Annotated in this window: 19 protein-coding genes; 16 read left to right on the forward strand and 3 right to left on the reverse strand. The window is 43.0% G+C overall.

Translation table 11 applies throughout. The annotated features are described in order from the left end of the window. The first annotated feature begins 125 nt into the window (after positions 1-125). Positions 126-1,136 carry a glutamine synthetase beta-grasp domain-containing protein gene (locus AC59JT_RS07630; protein ID WP_497397413.1) on the forward strand — a complete coding sequence of 337 codons (1,011 nt, stop codon included), beginning with the start codon at positions 126-128 and terminating at the stop codon, positions 1,134-1,136. 51 nt (positions 1,137-1,187) lie between these two features. On the opposite strand, the gene AC59JT_RS07635 is transcribed toward AC59JT_RS07630, so the two are convergent. Further along, positions 1,188-1,592 (reverse strand): gamma-glutamylcyclotransferase family protein, encoded by a 405-nt coding sequence (locus tag AC59JT_RS07635; RefSeq protein WP_497397415.1) that lies wholly within the window; start codon positions 1,590-1,592, stop codon positions 1,188-1,190. A 95-nt stretch (positions 1,593-1,687) separates the two neighbouring features. Between AC59JT_RS07635 and AC59JT_RS07640 the strand changes: the two genes are divergently transcribed. The 9 genes from AC59JT_RS07640 (at position 1,688) to AC59JT_RS07680 (ending at position 11,189) form a co-directional block, all read left to right on the forward strand. Further along, entirely contained in the window at positions 1,688-3,046 is a 1,359-nt protein-coding gene (locus AC59JT_RS07640; protein WP_497397417.1) for a glutamine synthetase family protein, read from the forward strand. A gap of 67 nt (positions 3,047-3,113) precedes the next feature. Further along, entirely contained in the window at positions 3,114-4,151 is a 1,038-nt protein-coding gene (locus AC59JT_RS07645) for a hypothetical protein (protein WP_497397419.1), read from the forward strand. A 15-nt stretch (positions 4,152-4,166) separates the two neighbouring features. Beyond that, on the forward strand, positions 4,167-5,030 hold the full coding sequence (locus tag AC59JT_RS07650; RefSeq protein WP_497397421.1) for a TIGR01459 family HAD-type hydrolase: 864 nt from the start codon (positions 4,167-4,169) through the stop codon (positions 5,028-5,030). 38 nt (positions 5,031-5,068) lie between these two features. After that, complete coding sequence (locus tag AC59JT_RS07655) at positions 5,069-6,121, forward strand: aldose epimerase family protein (protein ID WP_497397423.1); 1,053 nt, start codon at positions 5,069-5,071, stop codon at positions 6,119-6,121. Positions 6,122-6,203: 82 nt separating this feature from the next. Further along, positions 6,204-7,193: a GTP 3',8-cyclase MoaA gene (gene moaA, locus AC59JT_RS07660; RefSeq protein ID WP_497397425.1), complete on the forward strand. Its 990-nt coding sequence runs from the start codon at positions 6,204-6,206 to the stop codon at positions 7,191-7,193. A gap of 113 nt (positions 7,194-7,306) precedes the next feature. After that, positions 7,307-8,509, forward strand: coding sequence for a molybdopterin molybdotransferase MoeA (locus AC59JT_RS07665; RefSeq protein WP_497397427.1), 1,203 nt, complete (start codon positions 7,307-7,309; stop codon positions 8,507-8,509). Position 8,510: 1 nt separating this feature from the next. After that, on the forward strand, positions 8,511-8,987 hold the full coding sequence (gene moaC, locus AC59JT_RS07670) for a cyclic pyranopterin monophosphate synthase MoaC (protein WP_497397429.1): 477 nt from the start codon (positions 8,511-8,513) through the stop codon (positions 8,985-8,987). Next, the gene (locus AC59JT_RS07675; RefSeq protein WP_497397431.1) at positions 8,968-10,134 is read left to right on the forward strand and encodes an NTP transferase domain-containing protein; all 1,167 of its coding nucleotides are present in this window, start codon (positions 8,968-8,970) and stop codon (positions 10,132-10,134) included. Before moaC ends, AC59JT_RS07675 begins: the two co-directional genes overlap by 20 nt. Beyond that, positions 10,134-11,189: a ThiF family adenylyltransferase gene (locus tag AC59JT_RS07680; RefSeq protein WP_497397433.1), complete on the forward strand. Its 1,056-nt coding sequence runs from the start codon at positions 10,134-10,136 to the stop codon at positions 11,187-11,189. The genes AC59JT_RS07675 and AC59JT_RS07680 overlap by 1 nt, the downstream gene beginning before the upstream one ends. Before the next feature lie 130 nt (positions 11,190-11,319). Here the strand turns inward: AC59JT_RS07680 and AC59JT_RS07685 are convergent, their stop codons facing one another. Beyond that, a complete protein-coding gene (locus tag AC59JT_RS07685; RefSeq protein WP_497397435.1) occupies positions 11,320-11,739 on the reverse strand; it encodes a molybdenum cofactor biosynthesis protein MoaE in 420 nt (139 codons plus the stop codon). Positions 11,740-11,742: 3 nt separating this feature from the next. Beyond that, entirely contained in the window at positions 11,743-11,985 is a 243-nt protein-coding gene (locus AC59JT_RS07690; RefSeq protein ID WP_497397437.1) for a MoaD/ThiS family protein, read from the reverse strand. A gap of 121 nt (positions 11,986-12,106) precedes the next feature. Between AC59JT_RS07690 and AC59JT_RS07695 the strand changes: the two genes are divergently transcribed. The 6 genes from AC59JT_RS07695 (at position 12,107) to flxA (ending at position 17,999) form a co-directional block, all read left to right on the forward strand. Then, positions 12,107-12,457 carry a DUF7009 family protein gene (locus tag AC59JT_RS07695; RefSeq protein ID WP_497397439.1) on the forward strand — a complete coding sequence of 117 codons (351 nt, stop codon included), beginning with the start codon at positions 12,107-12,109 and terminating at the stop codon, positions 12,455-12,457. A gap of 400 nt (positions 12,458-12,857) precedes the next feature. Beyond that, positions 12,858-13,496, forward strand: a complete 639-nt coding sequence (locus tag AC59JT_RS07700; RefSeq protein ID WP_497397441.1) for a redoxin domain-containing protein — start codon at positions 12,858-12,860, stop codon at positions 13,494-13,496. A gap of 56 nt (positions 13,497-13,552) precedes the next feature. Beyond that, the gene (locus tag AC59JT_RS07705) at positions 13,553-13,822 is read left to right on the forward strand and encodes a hypothetical protein (RefSeq protein WP_497397443.1); all 270 of its coding nucleotides are present in this window, start codon (positions 13,553-13,555) and stop codon (positions 13,820-13,822) included. A 96-nt stretch (positions 13,823-13,918) separates the two neighbouring features. Continuing rightward, positions 13,919-14,806, forward strand: coding sequence for a CE1 family esterase (locus AC59JT_RS07710; protein ID WP_497397445.1), 888 nt, complete (start codon positions 13,919-13,921; stop codon positions 14,804-14,806). 36 nt (positions 14,807-14,842) lie between these two features. Continuing rightward, positions 14,843-16,126, forward strand: coding sequence for a flexirubin biosynthesis putative acyl-CoA ligase FlxY (gene flxY / locus AC59JT_RS07715; RefSeq protein ID WP_497397447.1), 1,284 nt, complete (start codon positions 14,843-14,845; stop codon positions 16,124-16,126). Between the two features lie 349 nt (positions 16,127-16,475). Next, on the forward strand, positions 16,476-17,999 hold the full coding sequence (gene flxA, locus AC59JT_RS07720; RefSeq protein ID WP_497397449.1) for a flexirubin biosynthesis tyrosine ammonia-lyase FlxA: 1,524 nt from the start codon (positions 16,476-16,478) through the stop codon (positions 17,997-17,999). Positions 18,000-18,086: the final 87 nt, after the last annotated feature.

Below are 18,086 nucleotides of genomic sequence, written 5' to 3' on the forward strand. Positions count from 1 at the left end.
ATTTTGTTGCTATTTTTTTGATAATATTTGCGAAAAATAGAATTAATATTTTAAATTTGTCTGCATAACGTAACATATCGTTACAAAAAGTATAATTTGAATCAATCTTTACAAATAATTAAACAATGGCAACAAAATTAGAGTACATCTGGCTTGACGGCTACAAACCAACACAAAGCCTTCGTAGCAAAACAAAAATTGTTAAAGAATTTAGCGGCAAAGTAGAAGATCTGGATAACTGGAGCTTTGATGGTTCGTCAACAGAGCAGGCACCAGGTGGTTCGTCTGATTGTATTCTAAAACCTGTTTTCACTTGCCCTGATCCGGGAAGAAAAAATGCACACTTAGTAATGTGCGAAGTATTGGATTCACATGGTCAGCCACATGAGTCAAACGGTCGTGCGTTAATCCAGGATGATGATAATGATTTCTGGTTCGGTTTTGAGCAAGAATATTTTCTTTGGGATCCAAATACTAACAAACCATTAGGTTTCCCGGCTGCAGGTTACCCGGCACCACAAGGCCCTTACTACTGTTCAGTAGGTGCTAACAACGCTTACGGTCGTGAGATCGTTGAGGAGCACTTAGACGTATGTTTAGAGGCTGGTTTGAACGTAGAAGGTATTAATGCCGAGGTTGCTGCCGGTCAGTGGGAATTCCAGATTTTCGCTAAAGGTGCTAAAGAAGCTGGTGATCAGATCTGGGTCGCCCGTTATTTGCTGGAAAGAATTGGTGAGAAATACGGAGTATCAATCAACTGGCATTGCAAACCGTTAGGTACTTTAGACTGGAACGGTTCAGGTATGCACGCTAACTTCTCAAATACTTTATTACGTACAGCTAACAGCGAAGCGAAATTTAAAGCAGTTTGCGAGGCCTTCCGTCCTGCAGTTGCTGAGTGTATCGCAGTTTACGGTGCCGACAACGATCAACGTTTAACCGGTAAACACGAAACAGCTTCAATACACGACTTTAGCTATGGTGTATCTGACCGTGGTGCTTCTATCCGTATCCCTCTTTACGCGGTTGATCATAACTGGAGTGGTTACCTGGAAGACCGTCGCCCTAACTCAGCTGCTGATCCATACAAAGTTGCTGCTGTTATCATTAAAACAGTTAAAACTGCTAAAGTTTAATTTTAGCAATTAATTATACTTGAAAGGGGATGAGTTTACTCATCGCCTTTTTTATGCTTTGCTTTTTAAGTACTGTTGATAATTGCCTGATGTTATCACGTGTAAACCGTGTGTGGGTAGATTATATAAATAAATCCAGCAGCTTAAAACCCCGACTTGAGTTTTAATCGACAAAAGCTCACGAATAAATAAATTGGGTTGTTCCTGCTCGGGACCAAAGCCTTCGTATTCGTCTAATGTTTCTAAAGCCTTTTGGGGCTGATTTAATTTATAGATGCTTCCGGCGATAGCATAAGTGCCTTCTTCACCCGCAATTGCACCCGGATATTCCCCAACATCATACAAAATACCATTAAACGTACCCGTAGTGATCAGCTCCGCATTTCGCATTAAATAGTTGGCGAAGTAATTATCAGCACTTAATAACGAGCCATAAACAAACAATAGATGATTCATCGGTATTAAATATAGAATATTAAGCGTTTTTTAGGTAGAAAATCTTCAAAATTGGCTTTATCTTGCTTAATATTGAATCATCTTTATTAGCTGCTATGAACGAACATCAAATAAAAGCCTATCTACAGGAAAATAACATACAACGCATAAAATTTGCTTTCGCCGATATTGATGGCGTGCTACGCGGAAAAGTGATCCATCAAAAAAAATTTTTGGATAATTTACACGGTGGCTATGGCTTTTGCGATGTGGTGTTTGGTTGGGATAGTCAGGATGTAGTTTATGACGATGTGAAACTAACCGGCTGGCATACCGGCTATCCTGATAAGCCATGCCGAATTGATCTCTCAACTTTTCGTACCGTGCCCTGGCAGGATAATATGCCTTTCTTTTTAGGCGATTTTAGCGATGCTGATGGAAATGGTTTGGATGCTTGTCCGCGTACCTTATTAAAACGTATTGCTAAGCAGTGCGAAGAAATGGGTTTCCACCCTGAATTCGCGCAGGAGTTTGAATGGTTCAACTTTAAAGAAACGCCGCAAAGTTTACAGGATAAAAGCTTTACTAATCTGCAGCCGCTAACACCGGGTATGTTTGGTTATTCCATATTACGTACTTCGGAGAACAGCGCTTTCTTTAACGATCTGTTTAATTTATTGCTGCAGTTTAATATTCCGGTGGAGGGTTTACATACAGAAACAGGGCCCGGTGTTTATGAAGCCGCTATCCTGCATTCACATGTGATGGAAGCAGCGGATAGGGCAGTGTTGCTAAAAACCGCTGTTAAAGAAATTGCTTACAAACACGGCCTCACAGCCACCTTTATGGCGAAATGGAATGAAAGTTTACCGGGCTGCGGTGGCCATATCCACCAAAGTTTATGGACTAAAGATCAAACGCAAAACTTGTTTTATGACGCGGACGACGTTAACAAAATGAGCGAACTGCATAAGCAATATTTAGCTGGTCAGTTACATTGCCTGCCACACGTTTTACCGATGTACGCGCCAACCATCAATAGTTATAAGCGCTTGGTAGAAGGGGCCTGGGCGCCAACAACTTTGACTTGGGCTGTAGAAAATAGAACCACCGCGTTCCGCGTACTGAATTCATCTGAAGCCTACACCCGTTTAGAAACCCGCACGCCGGGTGCTGACACTAACCCGTATCTCGCTATTGCGGCCGCATTAGCTTCGGGCTTGTATGGTATTAAAAACAAATTATCGTTAGATGTTCCTCAAACTATGGGTAATGGCTATCTAAATAAAGCTAACGGTCAGATACAACCTAACCTGTTTAGCGCGGCTACCGATATGCAAAATTCGGCAGTGGCTAAAGAGCTATTTGGCGAAGGTTTTGTGGAGCACTTTACGCAAACCCGCCTTTGGGAGCATAAACAATATGCCAAAAGCGTGAGCGATTGGGAGCTGAAAAGGTATTTTGAGATAATTTAGATCATATTTTATAACATAATATGCACTGAATTATATCTTTGCACCTCTTTGCTATCAAATAAACCAAATGGACTATAATGTTATTATAACGAAGGCGTGGGAAGGGTATGATGCTTCAAGAACTATCAAAAGTATTGAAGACATCAGCGCTATGGTGTCAACTAACCGGGTGTTCCGGATAACTTTTGATGATGATGATATCATTGTTGCCAAGTTATCGCATTTTGGTAAGTATGAGCATTTTAAAGAGGATCATCGCATTATAAACAGCCTTTGCAATAACCTGTTGTATCCGTTTGAGAACGTATTATCCAAATCGCTCTTAAAAAATAACCGCGTTTATATTTACCGTTATAAACATTTAACGGATGATGTTTGGGTGGTGTTTTATAACCCTACCCGTATTTTTGATCGGTTACCTCGTCGTTTGGATGAGAGCCACATACGTAAATTAGGGCAGCAGATAGGTAAGTTTCACAAAGCCTGTTCGCGTGCTAAAAATGTATTGCCTAAATCGTCAAAGACCTTACGTACAGATATTTACTCGTTACTACATCAACTGGATATTAACGAGCAGAAATTTGGCAGTGCCATGCAGGTTGATTTCTTGAAATATCACTGCGAGACATTCCTGAAAAATCGCTCTAAATACAACATGAGTTCGTTCGAGATCATTCCGGTGTTTATCGACTGGAATATTGGCAATTTTTCTGTAGACCAAAACCTTAACCTTTACTCACGTTGGGATTATGATTGGTTTAGGATGAGCTATCGCTTGTTGGACTTTTATTTCTTTAGCAGGGTAGTGTCTGACGTTGGCGACCGAACGGTATTCAGTTACGGTATCAATACCTTAATGGAAGATCGTTTCATTATATTTTTAGAAGAATATCATAACGTAAATCCGTTAACGGCAAATGAGATCAGATTCCTGAAGGAAGCTTACCGTTTCTTTATCCTGAATTATGTAATAAAAGACGGGAAGTATTTCTTTGCTGAGCAATACGCCAAGAAATTACAAGCCGAAGCTTTTGAAACCTATCTTCCGTCGGTAGACAGGGATTTTGATGCCGAAAAGATAATTAAAGCGCTTAACCTCAAATAACATTACCCCGAGAAAATGCAACGCGTCGAAAACTTTAAAACCATAATTGATAAGTACAATGTGATATTTTTTGACGCGTTCGGGGTGTTAAAGAACTACCAGGGCCTGGTACCCGGGGTTGAGAAAACCTTTGAGTACCTGAAGCAACAGCGTAAAGAATACTATATCGTTACCAACGATGCATCGCGCAGCCCCAAGCAGCTGGCGGCCTCATACCATAAAATGGGTTTGCACGCCATAACGCCCGAGTGCATTATATCATCGGGTATGTTAACCAAAGAGTACCTTGATCTGAAGGTGCAGGATGGGATTGTGGCTTACCTGGGTACCGAAAACTCGGCGCATTACATCGAAAGCCTTGGCCTGCATACCATACCGGTAGGGCAGGTTGATGATAAAAATATTGACAAGGTAAACGCCATTATATTTTTGGATGACGAAGGTTTTGATTGGCGAACAGACCTGAACATAGCCGTAAACATTCTTCGTCGTAGACCAATACCGGCAATTGTAGCTAATACCGATTTTGCTTATCCGGTTACCGTTAATAATGTTGCCATTGCCGTAGGCGGTTTAGCTAACATGATAGAAAACATTGTAGGTAAAGAGTTTATCCGCTTTGGTAAACCCGATTCGCAGATGTTCATGTTTGCTTATGATCTGATACGCGACTATCGCCAGATAAGCAAAAAGGAGATTGTAATGGTAGGCGATACTTTACATACCGATATACTGGGCGGTAATAAATTTGGCCTGGATACAGTATTAGTACTGTCCGGAAATACCTTGCCACAAGATTACCAAACACGAATAAACTCCACCGGTATTGTACCAACTTATGTGTGCGATTCGGTAATTGTTGAGCAAGGGATGTTTTAACTAACATTCGTTTTAATTGAAATAAGAAATATCTGCATATGACATCTATCAACCTACCCGGCGTAGTAGCCTTCGAACAAACCATTGATGGTAAACAAACCCATCTGTTCACTTTAAAAAATAGCAACGGCATGCAAGTAGCCATTACTAACTACGGCGCTTACGTAGTAGGTATATTAGTGCCCGATGCTAAAGGCGATTTGATAAGCGTTGCATTAGGTTTTGATAGCCTTGACGGTTTGCTTAAACAGAATAACTATTACGGCGCCACCATCGGCAGGTATGGTAACCGCATTGCTAACGCGGAGTTTGTGTTAGATAAACGTAAATACAAACTAGCTGTAAATAACGGCCCTAACAGCCTGCACGGCGGGAAAAAGCCATTTAGCCACGTAGTTTGGGATGCGAAACAACTGAATGAGCAAGCCGTGGAGCTAACCTATTTTTCGCCTGATGGGGAAGAAGGTTACCCGGGCAATTTGAATGTCAAAGTTACTTATGAGCTGACTGATGATAATGCTATCCTGATCAGCTACGAAGGTACTACGGATAAAGCTACGGTGCTAAACATGACCAATCATACATACTTTAACCTTAACGGTGAGGGCAGCGGCGATATCCTTGGTCATACTTTACAGATAGCGGCCTCCAACTACACACCGGTTGATAATACCTTGATCCCGACAGGTACCGTTGATACCGTAACCGGGACTCCTTTTGATTTTACTTCACCACAAACCATAGGCGCGAGGATAGACGACGATAACGAGCAGTTGAAATTTGGCGGCGGTTATGATCATAACTTTGCTTTGGATGCTCACACTATAAACACGCCTATAACCAAAGTTATCGGCGATAAAACCGGCATCACCATGGAGGTGTTTACTGATGAACCCGCGATACAACTATACACCGGCAACTTTATGGATGGCAGCAATGATGCCCGTGGCGGTAAAGATGAAAAACGTACCGCGTTTTGCCTGGAAACCCAGCATTTTCCGGATGCGCCAAATCAGCCTCAGTTTAAATCGACCGTTTTAAGGCCGGGCGAAGTTTACAAAACCCGCACCATTTATAAGTTTTCGGTTTAAATACTGTAAAAACAATAATTAAAAGGTGCTGTAGTAAGGGGTAATTTTTACCTTTACTACAGCGCCTTTAAACGTATTTTAATTGTTAACAGATAATCACGGCCGACTAGTAAATTACCTGCGCCTGGCAGTTACCGACAGGTGTAACCTGCGTTGCTTTTACTGCATGCCCGAGGATGGCCTTAACTGGCTAAACCGGGCAGAGTTGTTAAGCTACGAGGAAATGCTGCGCGCCTGCACGTTGCTGGTTAATATGGGGATTGAAAAGATCCGCATAACCGGCGGTGAGCCTTTTGTGCGTAAGGATATTATGCAACTGCTAACAAGCCTTTCAGGGTTGGATGGCTTAAAAGAGCTCAGTATTACCACCAACGGCGTATTAACTGCGCCCTACGTAGCCGAAATGAAAAAACTGGGTATCCGCTCGGTTAATTTAAGTTTGGATACTTTGGATGCCGGCCGCTTCTTCGCCATAACCCGAAGAGACGAATTTAGCGCGGTGATGAATACCATGCAGGAATTATTGCGCCATAATATGGATGTGAAGATAAACGCCGTGGTAATGCCCGGTAAAAATACCCAGGATATTTTGCCAATGGTGGAACTTACCAAACACCTGCCGATTAGTGTTCGTTTTATTGAAGAAATGCCTTTTAATGGCGATGATCATGTGTTCGGTGGTTTAGCATGGGATCACGTCCGTATCCTGAATGAAATTCAACAGCAATATCCCGATATACAGAAGTTGACAGATCCCGCATATTCGACTGCTTATAATTATAAAATACCCGGGCAAAAGGGTACGGTTGGTATTATAGCAGCGTATTCGCGCACATTCTGTGGTACCTGTAATCGTATCCGCATTACGCCACAGGGGGTATTGAAAAATTGTCTGTATGACGATGGTGTGCTCAATATCCGTGATCTGATACGCGCTGGGCTAAGCGATATGGAAATTAAAAATACATTACTGACAAAAATAAGCAACCGACCAAAAGATGGTTGGGAAGCCGAAAGCGCGCGTATAACGCATGAAGGTATTCATGAGTCGATGGCGACTATTGGCGGATAAAACTCATTGTCATTTCGACCAACGGGAGAAATCTTATACGCGCGATTAACTCGACGTATAGGATTTCTCCTCGTACCTCGTCGAAATGACAAAGCTATTAATACAAAGAACCTATGATAACGGTACAACAAGCCGAAAAACTAATATTAGATAATGCCGGCGATTTCGGCAACGAGATCATTCCTTTCGATCAATCGCTGGGGCGTGTATTGGCAGAGGACATCAAAGCCGATCGTGATCTGCCGCCTTTCAACCGTGTTACGATGGATGGTATCGGCATTAAATATGATTCCATCGCGGCAGGCATACGCACATTTATTATTAACGCGACCCAGGCTGCTGGAGATGCACCAATTGAAATTGAAAAAGACGATGAGTGTATTGAATTAATGACCGGCGCAGCTTTACCTGCATCAGTGGATACGGTTATCCGTTATGAAGAATTGGAGATACTTGGCCAGGAAGCCAATCTGCTAACGATAGAGATCAAACAAGGACAAAACATCCATCCACAAGGTGCAGATAAAAAGCAGGGCGACCTGCTCTTATCTCCCGGCAGGAAAATAACACCTGCCGATATCAGTTTGATCGCTTCGGTTGGTGAAAGTGAATTGCGTGTTAAAAGATTACCACGCATAGTTATCCTATCATCGGGCGATGAATTGGTGGAGGTAGGGCAAACCCCATTGCCATATCAAATCCGGCGATCAAATGCTCACATGATCAAAGCAATGTTGGCTCAGCAGGGGCTGGATGCTGGTATGTTGCACGTACCCGATAATGCTGAGGTAACGCGAAGTACATTACAACAATGCCTGCAAAATTTTGATGTGATATTGTTAAGCGGCGGCGTATCAATGGGGAAGTTTGATTACATACCGCGGGCGCTTGAAGCTTTGCATGTTGAACAAATTTTTCATAAAGTACAACAGCGCCCCGGTAAGCCGTTTTGGTTTGGTAAGCATAGTAATGGGGTAGTAGTGTTTGCGTTCCCGGGCAACCCGGTAGCCAGCTTTATGTGTGTGCAGCGCTATTTTAATTTATGGCTTAACGCCACGTTTGGCATTAACGAACCATCGCCGGTTTACGCGGTGTTGGAATCCGATTTTGAATTTCAGCCACAGCTACAATACTTTTTGCAGGTTAAACTAAACTTTAATGCGCAGGGTCAACTGTTAGCAACACCGGTAGCAGGCAATGGTTCGGGCGATTTTGCTAACTTAGCAGATACAGATGCCTTTATGGAACTACCGCTTGAAAAAACCGAATTTAAAAAGGGCGAGGTTTACAAAGTATGGCTTTTTAAACAATTGTAATATGAGCGATTTAACTCATCTGGACGAAAAAGGCAGAGCCACCATGGTTGATGTTTCTGCTAAGGCGGTTACGCAACGTTCGGCAACTGCACAAAGCATTGTTTATTTACCAACGGAAGTATTGGCTTTACTGGCGGATGGTGATCTGCAGACTAAAAAAGGTTCGGTGTTTCAGATAGCCATTATTGCAGGAATAATGGCCGCTAAAAAAACGGGCGAGCTGATACCGCTTTGTCACCCATTGGGTTTAGATAATTGCTTTATAGATATCAGCTTTAACGAGCAGCAGGAAGTAGTAATTAGCTGCACAGCAAGCATTACCGCTAAAACCGGGGTTGAAATGGAGGCGTTGGTTGGCGCAAGCCTTGCTGCCCTTACTATTTACGACATGTGTAAGGCTTTAAGCCACGATATTGTGATCAAAGAAACCAAATTGATAGCAAAAACAGGGGGTAAACGTGACTTTAAAAGAGCATAGCAAGCACATCAAATTGGCTAAGCCAGCAGGCGGCAACTTTGGGCGTAACGAATGGGCCATTGTGGGCGCGCCTTGCATCAATATTAAATTATTGAGCGATGCGGTCATTAGTGCGCTCTCACCAAAATATAAATGTGCTTACGCGGATACCTCCCACAATGACGAGATCATCTCAACCCCGGGCCGACTCGCAGCGGGCGCATTATGTGAGTATACAGACCAATTGAATTATCAGCAGTTTCTTTACCAATCGCCATTAAACAACGTAGAATTTAAACAGCAATTTGCCGCCGCCGACCTTGTGCTGGTTAACGGTAACCATCAGCCCGCGCAATCGCAGGTGGTTATCATTTACCATAATAAAAGCGCGTCGTTACAAAAACGCCTACATCAGCTTACCAATGTGCAGTTAATTTTATTGGCCGATGGCACAGATGATGTTTTTGACTTTGTAAAAGAAGCCATCCCTAACTGGGAGCAGTTGCCATTGTATAACATTAATGAAACTGATAAGATCATCGCTTTCTTTGAGCAGCAATTGCAATTAAATAAACCGGTATTAAACGGCCTGGTACTAGCGGGTGGCCAAAGCCAACGCATGGGGCAGGATAAGGGCGAACTGAATTTATACGGTAAAGAGCAACGCTATTATTTGGCCGATACGCTGAAAAGTTATTGCAACGAAGTATTTATATCCTGTCGCGCGGAGCAAAAGGGGCGAATTGATAAGGCTTATAATACTTTAGAAGATACGTTTATAAATCTGGGGCCTTTTGGCGCTATACTTTCGGCATTTAGGGAGAACCCTAACAGCGCTTGGTTGGTTGTAGCTTGTGATCTGCCACTGTTGGATAGATCCGCTTTGGATTACCTGATAGCGAACAGAAATACCTCAGCCATCGCGACAGCGTATAAAAACGGCTATGATGATTTTCCGGAACCATTAATAACCATATGGGAACCCAAAAGCTACCCAATATTATTAGCTTACCTGGCCCAGGGATATTCATGCCCGCGCAAAGTTTTAATAAACTGCGATACCCATTTGCTCAACGCGCCGGATGTGAAAGCACTTACTAATGTGAATACGCCCGAAGAACTCAATGAAATTAAAAGGCAGATCCACCAACTCAACGCCTCAAGCTAATGCAAACTGATTTTGCGCGATATAGCTGCCAAATAGCTTTACCCGGCTTTCATGAATCGGCTCAACAAAAACTACAGCAGTCCAAAGTGCTTATTGTAGGGGCAGGTGGCTTGGGTTGCCCGGCCGCGCAGTATTTAGCTGCCGCTGGTGTTGGTACTATTGGTGTGGCCGATTTCGATGTGGTTTCTGTAAGTAACCTTCACAGGCAGATTTTATACACACCGGCTGATATTGGACAGAAAAAAGTGCGATTGGCTTGCGAACGGCTGCAGCAGCAAAATCCGGGTATCAAACTATTGCCATATGATTTGATGGTGACTTCGGATAATGTGATAGATATCATTAAGCCATATGATGTTGTTGTTGATGGCACCGATAATTTTGAAACCCGTTACTTACTGAATGATGCCTGTGTGCTATCAGGCAAGCCGCTTGTATACGGAGCCATTTATCAATTTGAAGGGCATGTTGCTACATGGAATATTAAAAACGCGGATGGCTCTTACTCACCCAATTATCGCGACCTTTTCCCTGAAGTGGATGCTACTCAAATACCCAATTGCACCGTAGGCGGCGTAATACCTACCCTGGCGGGAATAATTGGTTGTATGCAGGCCAATGAAGTTATTAAATATATCACGCAAACAGGCGAGCTGCTCGCCGGAAAGTTTTTAGTGTTTGATGCGGCGACCATGCAAAGCCGTACTATCAAAATAGGTGCTAAAACAAACACAAACATTACTGCGCTAAGCAATAGTATTTTTATACCTGAATTAAGCGTGGCCGAAGTGAAAAAAGGCCTTGCAAAAAATACGCTTGAACTTGTTGACATTCGTACCGACCAGGAGCGGGACGAGATAGATATTGGTGGTATTCATTTTGAAGCCGATGAGATCGACGAGCATATGGATTACCTCATTAACGATAAAACCAAAGTGCTTTACTGCTCATCAGGCAAACGCAGCGCCGAAGCGGTGAAGGCTATCAAAAAAATATCGCAACAGGCAAAAGTCTATTCTATGGCCGGCGGCTTGCAAGCGTGGTTCGACCGTTGATTATAATGATATTGAGATTGCGTTGATTTTGAAGTAACAAAAAAATCGATAATTCAATAATTCACTAATTTATATTATCCCCTCAATCAGTCTCCCGATAGCTATCGGGACAATAATTCACTCATTAAAACTACGGGTGCGCCGCAACCCAAATCTCGCCATCTTCAAATATTTCTTTTTTCCAGATGGGTACAGTTTGTTTAAGTGTATCGATGATATAGCGGCAGGCCTCAAACGCCGCGTCGCGATGCGCGGCTGCAACGGCAATGATCACAGGGATCTCACCAATTTGGAGTGTGCCTGTGCGGTGGTGGATCAGTATGTTTTCAACCGGCCATTTCTGTAGGGCTTGTTCAGCTATTTTTTGCATTTCGCTTAAAGCCATCTTTTCATAGGCTTCAAATTCAAGGCGGATAACAGCTTTACCTTTTGTAGCGTCGCGAACGGTGCCAATAAATACGTCAATGCCGCCGCAGGAAGGAGAGGAGACAATACTAATACATTGCTGAACATTAAGCGTTATGGGCGATAAGTGAATGTTGATGGCCATCAATTATCCTCCGCTAACTGGTGGAATAATGGCTATCTCGTCGCGCTCATGAATAGTATCGCCATCAAGCGCGTATTCATTATTGACAGCTACCATATATGAAGCCAGCTTTCCCAAGCGGGGAAATTGTAACTCAAGCGCATACTTTAAATTCGATATGTTAGAATCATAGCCTAATTGCACACTTACCGACGAACTGCCGAAAATTTCCTTAGCTATTCCAAACGCGAGCACATTTATCTGCATATTCCTGCTTTATGTTATACAAATATGCATGAAATGCCAGCTAGAAGTGTAATTTATTCTTAAATTAGTAATCTTTAAGCATAATTGGCTCATCTGGGATATTGTGCAAACTGGATTTTATATGAAATTACGCATCAAGGGCAATTCTATACGTTATCGACTTACTAAAACAGATGTAAACGACTTAAAAGTACATGGCTTGGTAAAGGAAATTGTTGATTTTGGCGATAATGAACTGATTTATATTCTTCAGCAAACGGATAGATCTGATTTGCATGCGCATTTCAAAAATAATATGGTGTGCATTTACATACCAAAGGCAATGGTTGATGAATTAGCTGATACCAATAGAGTAGGTTTTAATGCCCGGCACAATAAACTTTTTTTATTGATCGAGAAAGACTTCGCTTGCCTGGACAGCGTTGACGAAGACCAAAGCGATAATTATCCCAATCCGCTGGCTGATAAATAGAGCAGTCTAACTTCAGAGATTCCGAACAATCTTACCTGCATATAAACAGCTTTCTTAATCATGATAGGAAGCGAGGTGTTTCTTTGTGCCGGTCTAAAAAAAATATCTTTCTGTAATTCAAATACTTAAATACAAGTTATTTGAATTTTCAATAAATTATATAAAGTATATGGATTTAGTAGTATATTTGTTGTGTTGACAAAATATAACTCTACATCTATCTAATAAGTAATTATAATAATCGCACAATGAACACCATTCAAAACAACAGCACCGCCTATAAAACCGCAAGGTTACCGGGTATCTGCAATTGTTGTATGCGAATGCGTAACCCGGGCGAACTCTCCCGGGGTACCTGTACGTTTAAAAACTTAATTATTGATACTTTAAATTTTACATCATGTTAACTACCATAAATAAATATCCTTTTTTTGATCTGACAGAAATCATTCTTGAAAAAGAGTTCTCTTATAAATCATACAAAGCGGTACAGCCCGTAAAGGCCGGCAACTATGTGCCCGATATTAAATTTGAATCAGGCTATGCTATCTGGCAAAACTTCCAGGACGGTACACCTATCTATGGCCCGATAGCGCGCCAGGTATTGGATAAACCTTTGGTGCTAAGCTTTTATTCAAAGCACTGGGGAGATAGGGGCTTGGAGCAATTGATTAAGATAAACACGTTACAGCAGGAGATAAAAGCCAATGGCGGCCACCTGGTAGTAGTTTGTGCAGAGCAGCCGAGCCACGAGCTAGCAAAACTGGCATGGGAAAACAGCTTGTCGCTAAGTTTTTACTACGATGCGGATAACAAGATTGGCAAAAAATTCAGAGTGTACTCGGAAGAAGACCCTACCTGGAACAGGTTTGCGGGAATCGACGAGAATATCCCATTGCTATCAACTTATGTAATTGATACAGCCAAGCACATCCTTTACGCGCATATCGATAAAAATTTGAATGAAGATTTTAATGCTGACGAGATCGTAGCTACGGTGTATGGTTCTGCTCTAAGCAGCAATCGCCGATCGGCGTAGGTGAAAGATCCTCTTGGTTTAGGTCTATAGTAAAAAAGTAGCCGCTTCATTGAAAAATGAGCGGCTCTTTTTTTTTATGTATTGTTGTGAGTTATGGGCGTTTTGGTGCAGGTGGTTTCGGCAACGATTTCGGCAAGCGTGGGGGCGTGCCCGGTTTTGGTGGCTTACCTGCGGGGTGCGGTGGCAGCTTAATTTTAGGCAGCTTTATTTTAGGAAGCTTTGGTCGCGGTGGTGGCGGCGGCAATTGCGCGCTGGCTGTGTATGACCACACGGTGATAACAGCGATAAGTAGTATTTTTAAAGATCTCATAGCATCTGAATTTTAATATACTGTAAACTCCAAATACTACAAACAGTTTTAGTTGTACATAATTTAAAACCGTACTAAATAAAATGTGTTCATGCTATAGTTTAAACGGCATATGAGGTTTGTTATAATAGTACTATCAGCGCTTCTTACAACATCGGCCTTTGCGCAAAGCAAATCCCGGCAGGTTACCGAGCAATTGGTGGTTGATAAGATGAAGCGTAAGATAGTTACGTACGTCCCTGCTGGTGCGTCAAATGCCAAATTGCCACTGATCATATCGCTGCACGGTGGTTTTGCCACACCGAATAATATGTTTCATTTGGCTGATTTCAGACCAACGGCAGATAAGGAGCAGTTCCTGGTAATATGCCCGGCCTCTAAACGGTTTTGGCATGACGGAGCCGATAATAATGGTATAGACGACGTGAAATTTATCGATCACATCATCAGCTACGCTATAAAAAACTATAATGCCGACCCTGCCAAAGTGTATGTTACCGGCATATCTAATGGCGGTTTCATGACCGCAAGGCTAGCCTGTCAGCTTAGCGACCGGATAGCGGCTGTAGCCATTGTGGCCGCTACCATGAGCGTAGGCGAGGGTTACGACCTTACACGCCCCATGCCCGTTTTATACATGCACGGTACCGAAGATGGCATTGTGCCTTACCAGGGCGGCAGGCTGTTCGGCAGGCGCATTTACTCGCATGATGAGGTGATGGATAAATGGATAAAGCTTAACCAATGCAGTTTAGAACCCCTGGTTACCAATATACCCGACAAGGCGGGCGACAAGACCACCATATTTAAAGAGGTATACACCAACCCTAAAAACGGACTTAAAGTGGTAAGCTACAGCATCACCAATGGTGGCCATACCTGGCCGGGCGGCTGGCAGTATCTGCCGAAGTTGATCGTTGGTAAAACCACGCATAACCTCAATGCCTGTAACGAGATCTGGGATTTCTTTAAGCACTACAAGCTATTCGTTAAAAGCTGATTTTAATTAGCCCTCATTAATTTGTTTCTTTGCCATATGAGCACTACCACCACGGCCCAAAGTTTAACTACACAGCAGGAGCAGAAGCTTCAGGAACTGTTGTTGCACCTGAGCCGGAACTCTCCGTTTTATAAAGAACTATTCGCTACGCACCAGGTAGATATTGGCACTATTAAAACCATTGCCGATCTGTCCCGCATACCCACAACTACCAAGGAGGATCTGCAACGCCGAAACGAAGATTTTTTATGTGTAGACCGCTCAAAGATCATCGAGTATGCCTCAACATCGGGTACGCTGGGTAGCCCGGTTACTATTGCTTTAACGGACGATGACCTTAATCGCCTTACACAAAACGAATACAATTCCTTTGTATGCGCCGATGGTCATTCGGATGATATCTACCAGTTGATGCTAACGCTCGACAGGCAGTTTATGGCCGGCATAGCCTATTATTCAGGCTTGCGCAAGTTAGGGGCTGGTATCATACGTTTAGGTCCTGGTGTGCCATCTATGCAGCTGGAAACCATCCAGCGCCTAAAGCCAACCGCTATAGTAGCCGTGCCATCATTCATTTTAAAGCTGATACAGGCTGCTAAAGATCATAACATCGATCTTAACCAAACATCAGTTAAAAAAGCTATTTGCATTGGCGAGAATATTCGCAATACCGACTTCTCCCTAAACATACTAGGCAAAAAGATAACCGACAATTGGGATATCCAACTGTACTCCACCTATGCCTCAACCGAAATGCAGACCGCCTTTACAGAATGCACCGCGGGGCAAGGTGGCCACTTGCAACCCGAACTGCTTTTAGTTGAACTGTTGGACGAGGACAACAAACCTGTACAAGCCAACACACCAGGCGAATTAACCATAACCACACTGGGTGTTGAAGGTATGCCGCTGTTGCGCTATAAAACGGGCGATATGTGCATGTATTACGATGAGCCTTGTGCCTGCGGGCGCACAACCTTGCGCTTGTCGCCAATTATAGGGCGTAAAAAGCAGATGATCAAGTTTAAGGGCACCACGCTGTATCCACCTGCTATGTTTGATCTGCTGAATGAGATGGAAGAAGTGCTGGATTACGTGGTGGAAGTATATTCTAATGAGATAGGCATGGACGAGGTGCTGCTACACCTGTTGCCGCTTGATGACAGCAAGGCTTGCGATAACCGCATCCGTGCTTATCTGCAGGCGCGGCTAAGGGTTAGTCCGCATGTGAAATATATAACTGTGGAACAAATGCAAAAAATGCAGTTCCCCGAATCGGTACGCAAGCCTGTTAAGTTTATTGACAAACGGATTGCATAACACAGGGTGCGCCACTTTTAAAGTGGCGCAAGTGGCGCACTTGTTTTTGTTAATGTATTGATTTTTAGTTATTTAAATGAAAAAGCGGCGCAATGCGGCGCACCCTGCAAATTGTTTTATATTACTGTATATCAATTTGTTAGGTGTTTTAGCTAATTGATGTGGATTAAAAGTGGCGCACCCCAAAATCGCTCGTATGCCCATCATCACGTCTCATCTTGTATCGCAAAACATGCAACAAATAAGCTATAGCCAAGCAATAATTACTAATTTCAATATATTTGTTGCTCGCTAACGCAAACTATTACGCGCTTAAGCGGTTTAAAACATCGATTCTTAATATTCGCCTATGATAACTGTTGGACAGGATGTCCTTTCTTTAGCTGATTTTAACGAGATTGTATTCAATAACAAAGAGGTAGTTTTATCGCCATCAGCTTTAAATAAAATTGATACCAACTTTAAGTTCCTGCAAAATTTCTCATCAAACAAACTCATTTACGGTATCAATACCGGTTTTGGCCCCATGGCGCAATACAAGGTGAGTGAAGAGAATTTGCTGAAACTGCAATATAACCTTATCCGCAGCCATAGCTCGGGTAATGGTAATATGTTATCACCACAACTGGCAAAAGCCTTAATGGTGGCGCGTTTAAACAGCCTGATGCAGGCCTACTCGGGCGTGCATACCGATATTGTGGAGCTATTGCGCGAACTGATCAATAGAAACATCACACCGGTAGTATTTGACCACGGTGGCGTAGGTGCCAGTGGCGACCTGGTGCAATTGGCGCATTTGGGCCTGGTATTAATAGGCGAGGGCGAAGTGATTTACGAAGGCGTATTGCGCCCAACCGCTCATGTTTACGACCAGTTGAACATCAAACCACTTAGCATCCATATCCGCGAAGGTTTGGCTACTATAAATGGTACCTCGGCTATGACGGGTATTGGTATGGTAAACATTGTTCAGGCAGAAAAACTGCTGGACTGGGCCACACATTTATCAGCCATGACCAACGAGGTTGTTGAGGCTTATGATGATCATTTCTCGCACGAGCTGAACATTGTAAAACATCACAAAGGGCAAAATAAAATTGCTGCTAACCTGCGCGATATTTTAGCGGGTAGCAAAATGATCCGTAGCCGCCACGAACACTTGTATCAGCCCGATAATATCGATCAGGAAGTGTTTGAGGATAAGGTGCAGGAATACTATTCGCTGCGCTGCGTAACCCAGGTTTTGGGCCCTATTCATGACACTATCAAGCAAGCCGAAGAGGTGTTGGTTAATGAGCTAAATTCGGTAAATGATAACCCGGTTATCGACCACGTAAACCAAAATGTTTATCACGGCGGTAACTTCCATGGTGATTATGTATCGCTTGAGATGGATAAGCTTAAAATAGCTGTTACTAAGCTATCTATGTTATCCGAACGGCAGTTAAACTACCTGTTGAATGATAAGCTGAACCTGAAGTTTCCACCATTTGTTAACCTGGGTGTGCTTGGCTTTAACTTCGGTATGCAGGGCGTTCAATTTACCGCTACATCAACCGTGGCCGAGAACCAAACTTTGTCGTTCCCGATGTACGTGCACAGCATCCCTAACAACAACGATAACCAGGATATTGTGAGCATGGGCTGCAATGCCGCTATCATGACCAGCAAGGTTATCGACAATGCTTTTACGGTATTAACCATACAATTGATGAGTTTGTTGCAGGCCATTGATTTCCTGAAATGCCAGGATAAATTAGCCCCACGCACGCTGGAGGTTTATACCAAGGTGAGAGATATCTTCCCGGTGTTTGTGGAGGATAGCCATAAGTATAAGGATATTGAGCGGATAAAGGCTTATTTGGCGAGGTAGCAAAATCTTTACAGCGGCGATGACTCACCCGGTCAACGCTTCGCTGGACCACCCTCTCTTCGCTGCGCGTAAAGAGGTTTTTGTTTA

The organism is Mucilaginibacter sp. A3364, from assembly GCF_059690715.1.

Excerpts from the sequence above, each read along its gene's own strand:
- moaC (WP_497397429.1), top strand. The coding sequence starts at position 8,511 with ATGAGCGATTTAACTCATCTGGACGAAAAAGGCAGAGCCACCATGGTT.
- AC59JT_RS07650 (WP_497397421.1), top strand. The coding sequence starts at position 4,167 with ATGCAACGCGTCGAAAACTTTAAAACCATAATTGATAAGTACAATGTG.
- AC59JT_RS07665 (WP_497397427.1), top strand. The coding sequence starts at position 7,307 with ATGATAACGGTACAACAAGCCGAAAAACTAATATTAGATAATGCCGGC.
- AC59JT_RS07645 (WP_497397419.1), top strand. The coding sequence starts at position 3,114 with ATGGACTATAATGTTATTATAACGAAGGCGTGGGAAGGGTATGATGCT.
- AC59JT_RS07690 (WP_497397437.1), bottom strand. The coding sequence starts at position 11,985 with ATGCAGATAAATGTGCTCGCGTTTGGAATAGCTAAGGAAATTTTCGGC.
- flxY (WP_497397447.1), top strand. The coding sequence starts at position 14,843 with ATGAGCACTACCACCACGGCCCAAAGTTTAACTACACAGCAGGAGCAG.
- flxA (WP_497397449.1), top strand. The coding sequence starts at position 16,476 with ATGATAACTGTTGGACAGGATGTCCTTTCTTTAGCTGATTTTAACGAG.
- AC59JT_RS07705 (WP_497397443.1), top strand. The coding sequence starts at position 13,553 with ATGAGCGGCTCTTTTTTTTTATGTATTGTTGTGAGTTATGGGCGTTTT.
- AC59JT_RS07640 (WP_497397417.1), top strand. The coding sequence starts at position 1,688 with ATGAACGAACATCAAATAAAAGCCTATCTACAGGAAAATAACATACAA.
- AC59JT_RS07680 (WP_497397433.1), top strand. The coding sequence starts at position 10,134 with ATGCAAACTGATTTTGCGCGATATAGCTGCCAAATAGCTTTACCCGGC.
- AC59JT_RS07685 (WP_497397435.1), bottom strand. The coding sequence starts at position 11,739 with ATGGCCATCAACATTCACTTATCGCCCATAACGCTTAATGTTCAGCAA.
- AC59JT_RS07630 (WP_497397413.1), top strand. The coding sequence starts at position 126 with ATGGCAACAAAATTAGAGTACATCTGGCTTGACGGCTACAAACCAACA.
- AC59JT_RS07635 (WP_497397415.1), bottom strand. The coding sequence starts at position 1,592 with ATGAATCATCTATTGTTTGTTTATGGCTCGTTATTAAGTGCTGATAAT.
- AC59JT_RS07700 (WP_497397441.1), top strand. The coding sequence starts at position 12,858 with ATGTTAACTACCATAAATAAATATCCTTTTTTTGATCTGACAGAAATC.
- AC59JT_RS07710 (WP_497397445.1), top strand. The coding sequence starts at position 13,919 with ATGAGGTTTGTTATAATAGTACTATCAGCGCTTCTTACAACATCGGCC.
- AC59JT_RS07695 (WP_497397439.1), top strand. The coding sequence starts at position 12,107 with ATGAAATTACGCATCAAGGGCAATTCTATACGTTATCGACTTACTAAA.
- AC59JT_RS07655 (WP_497397423.1), top strand. The coding sequence starts at position 5,069 with ATGACATCTATCAACCTACCCGGCGTAGTAGCCTTCGAACAAACCATT.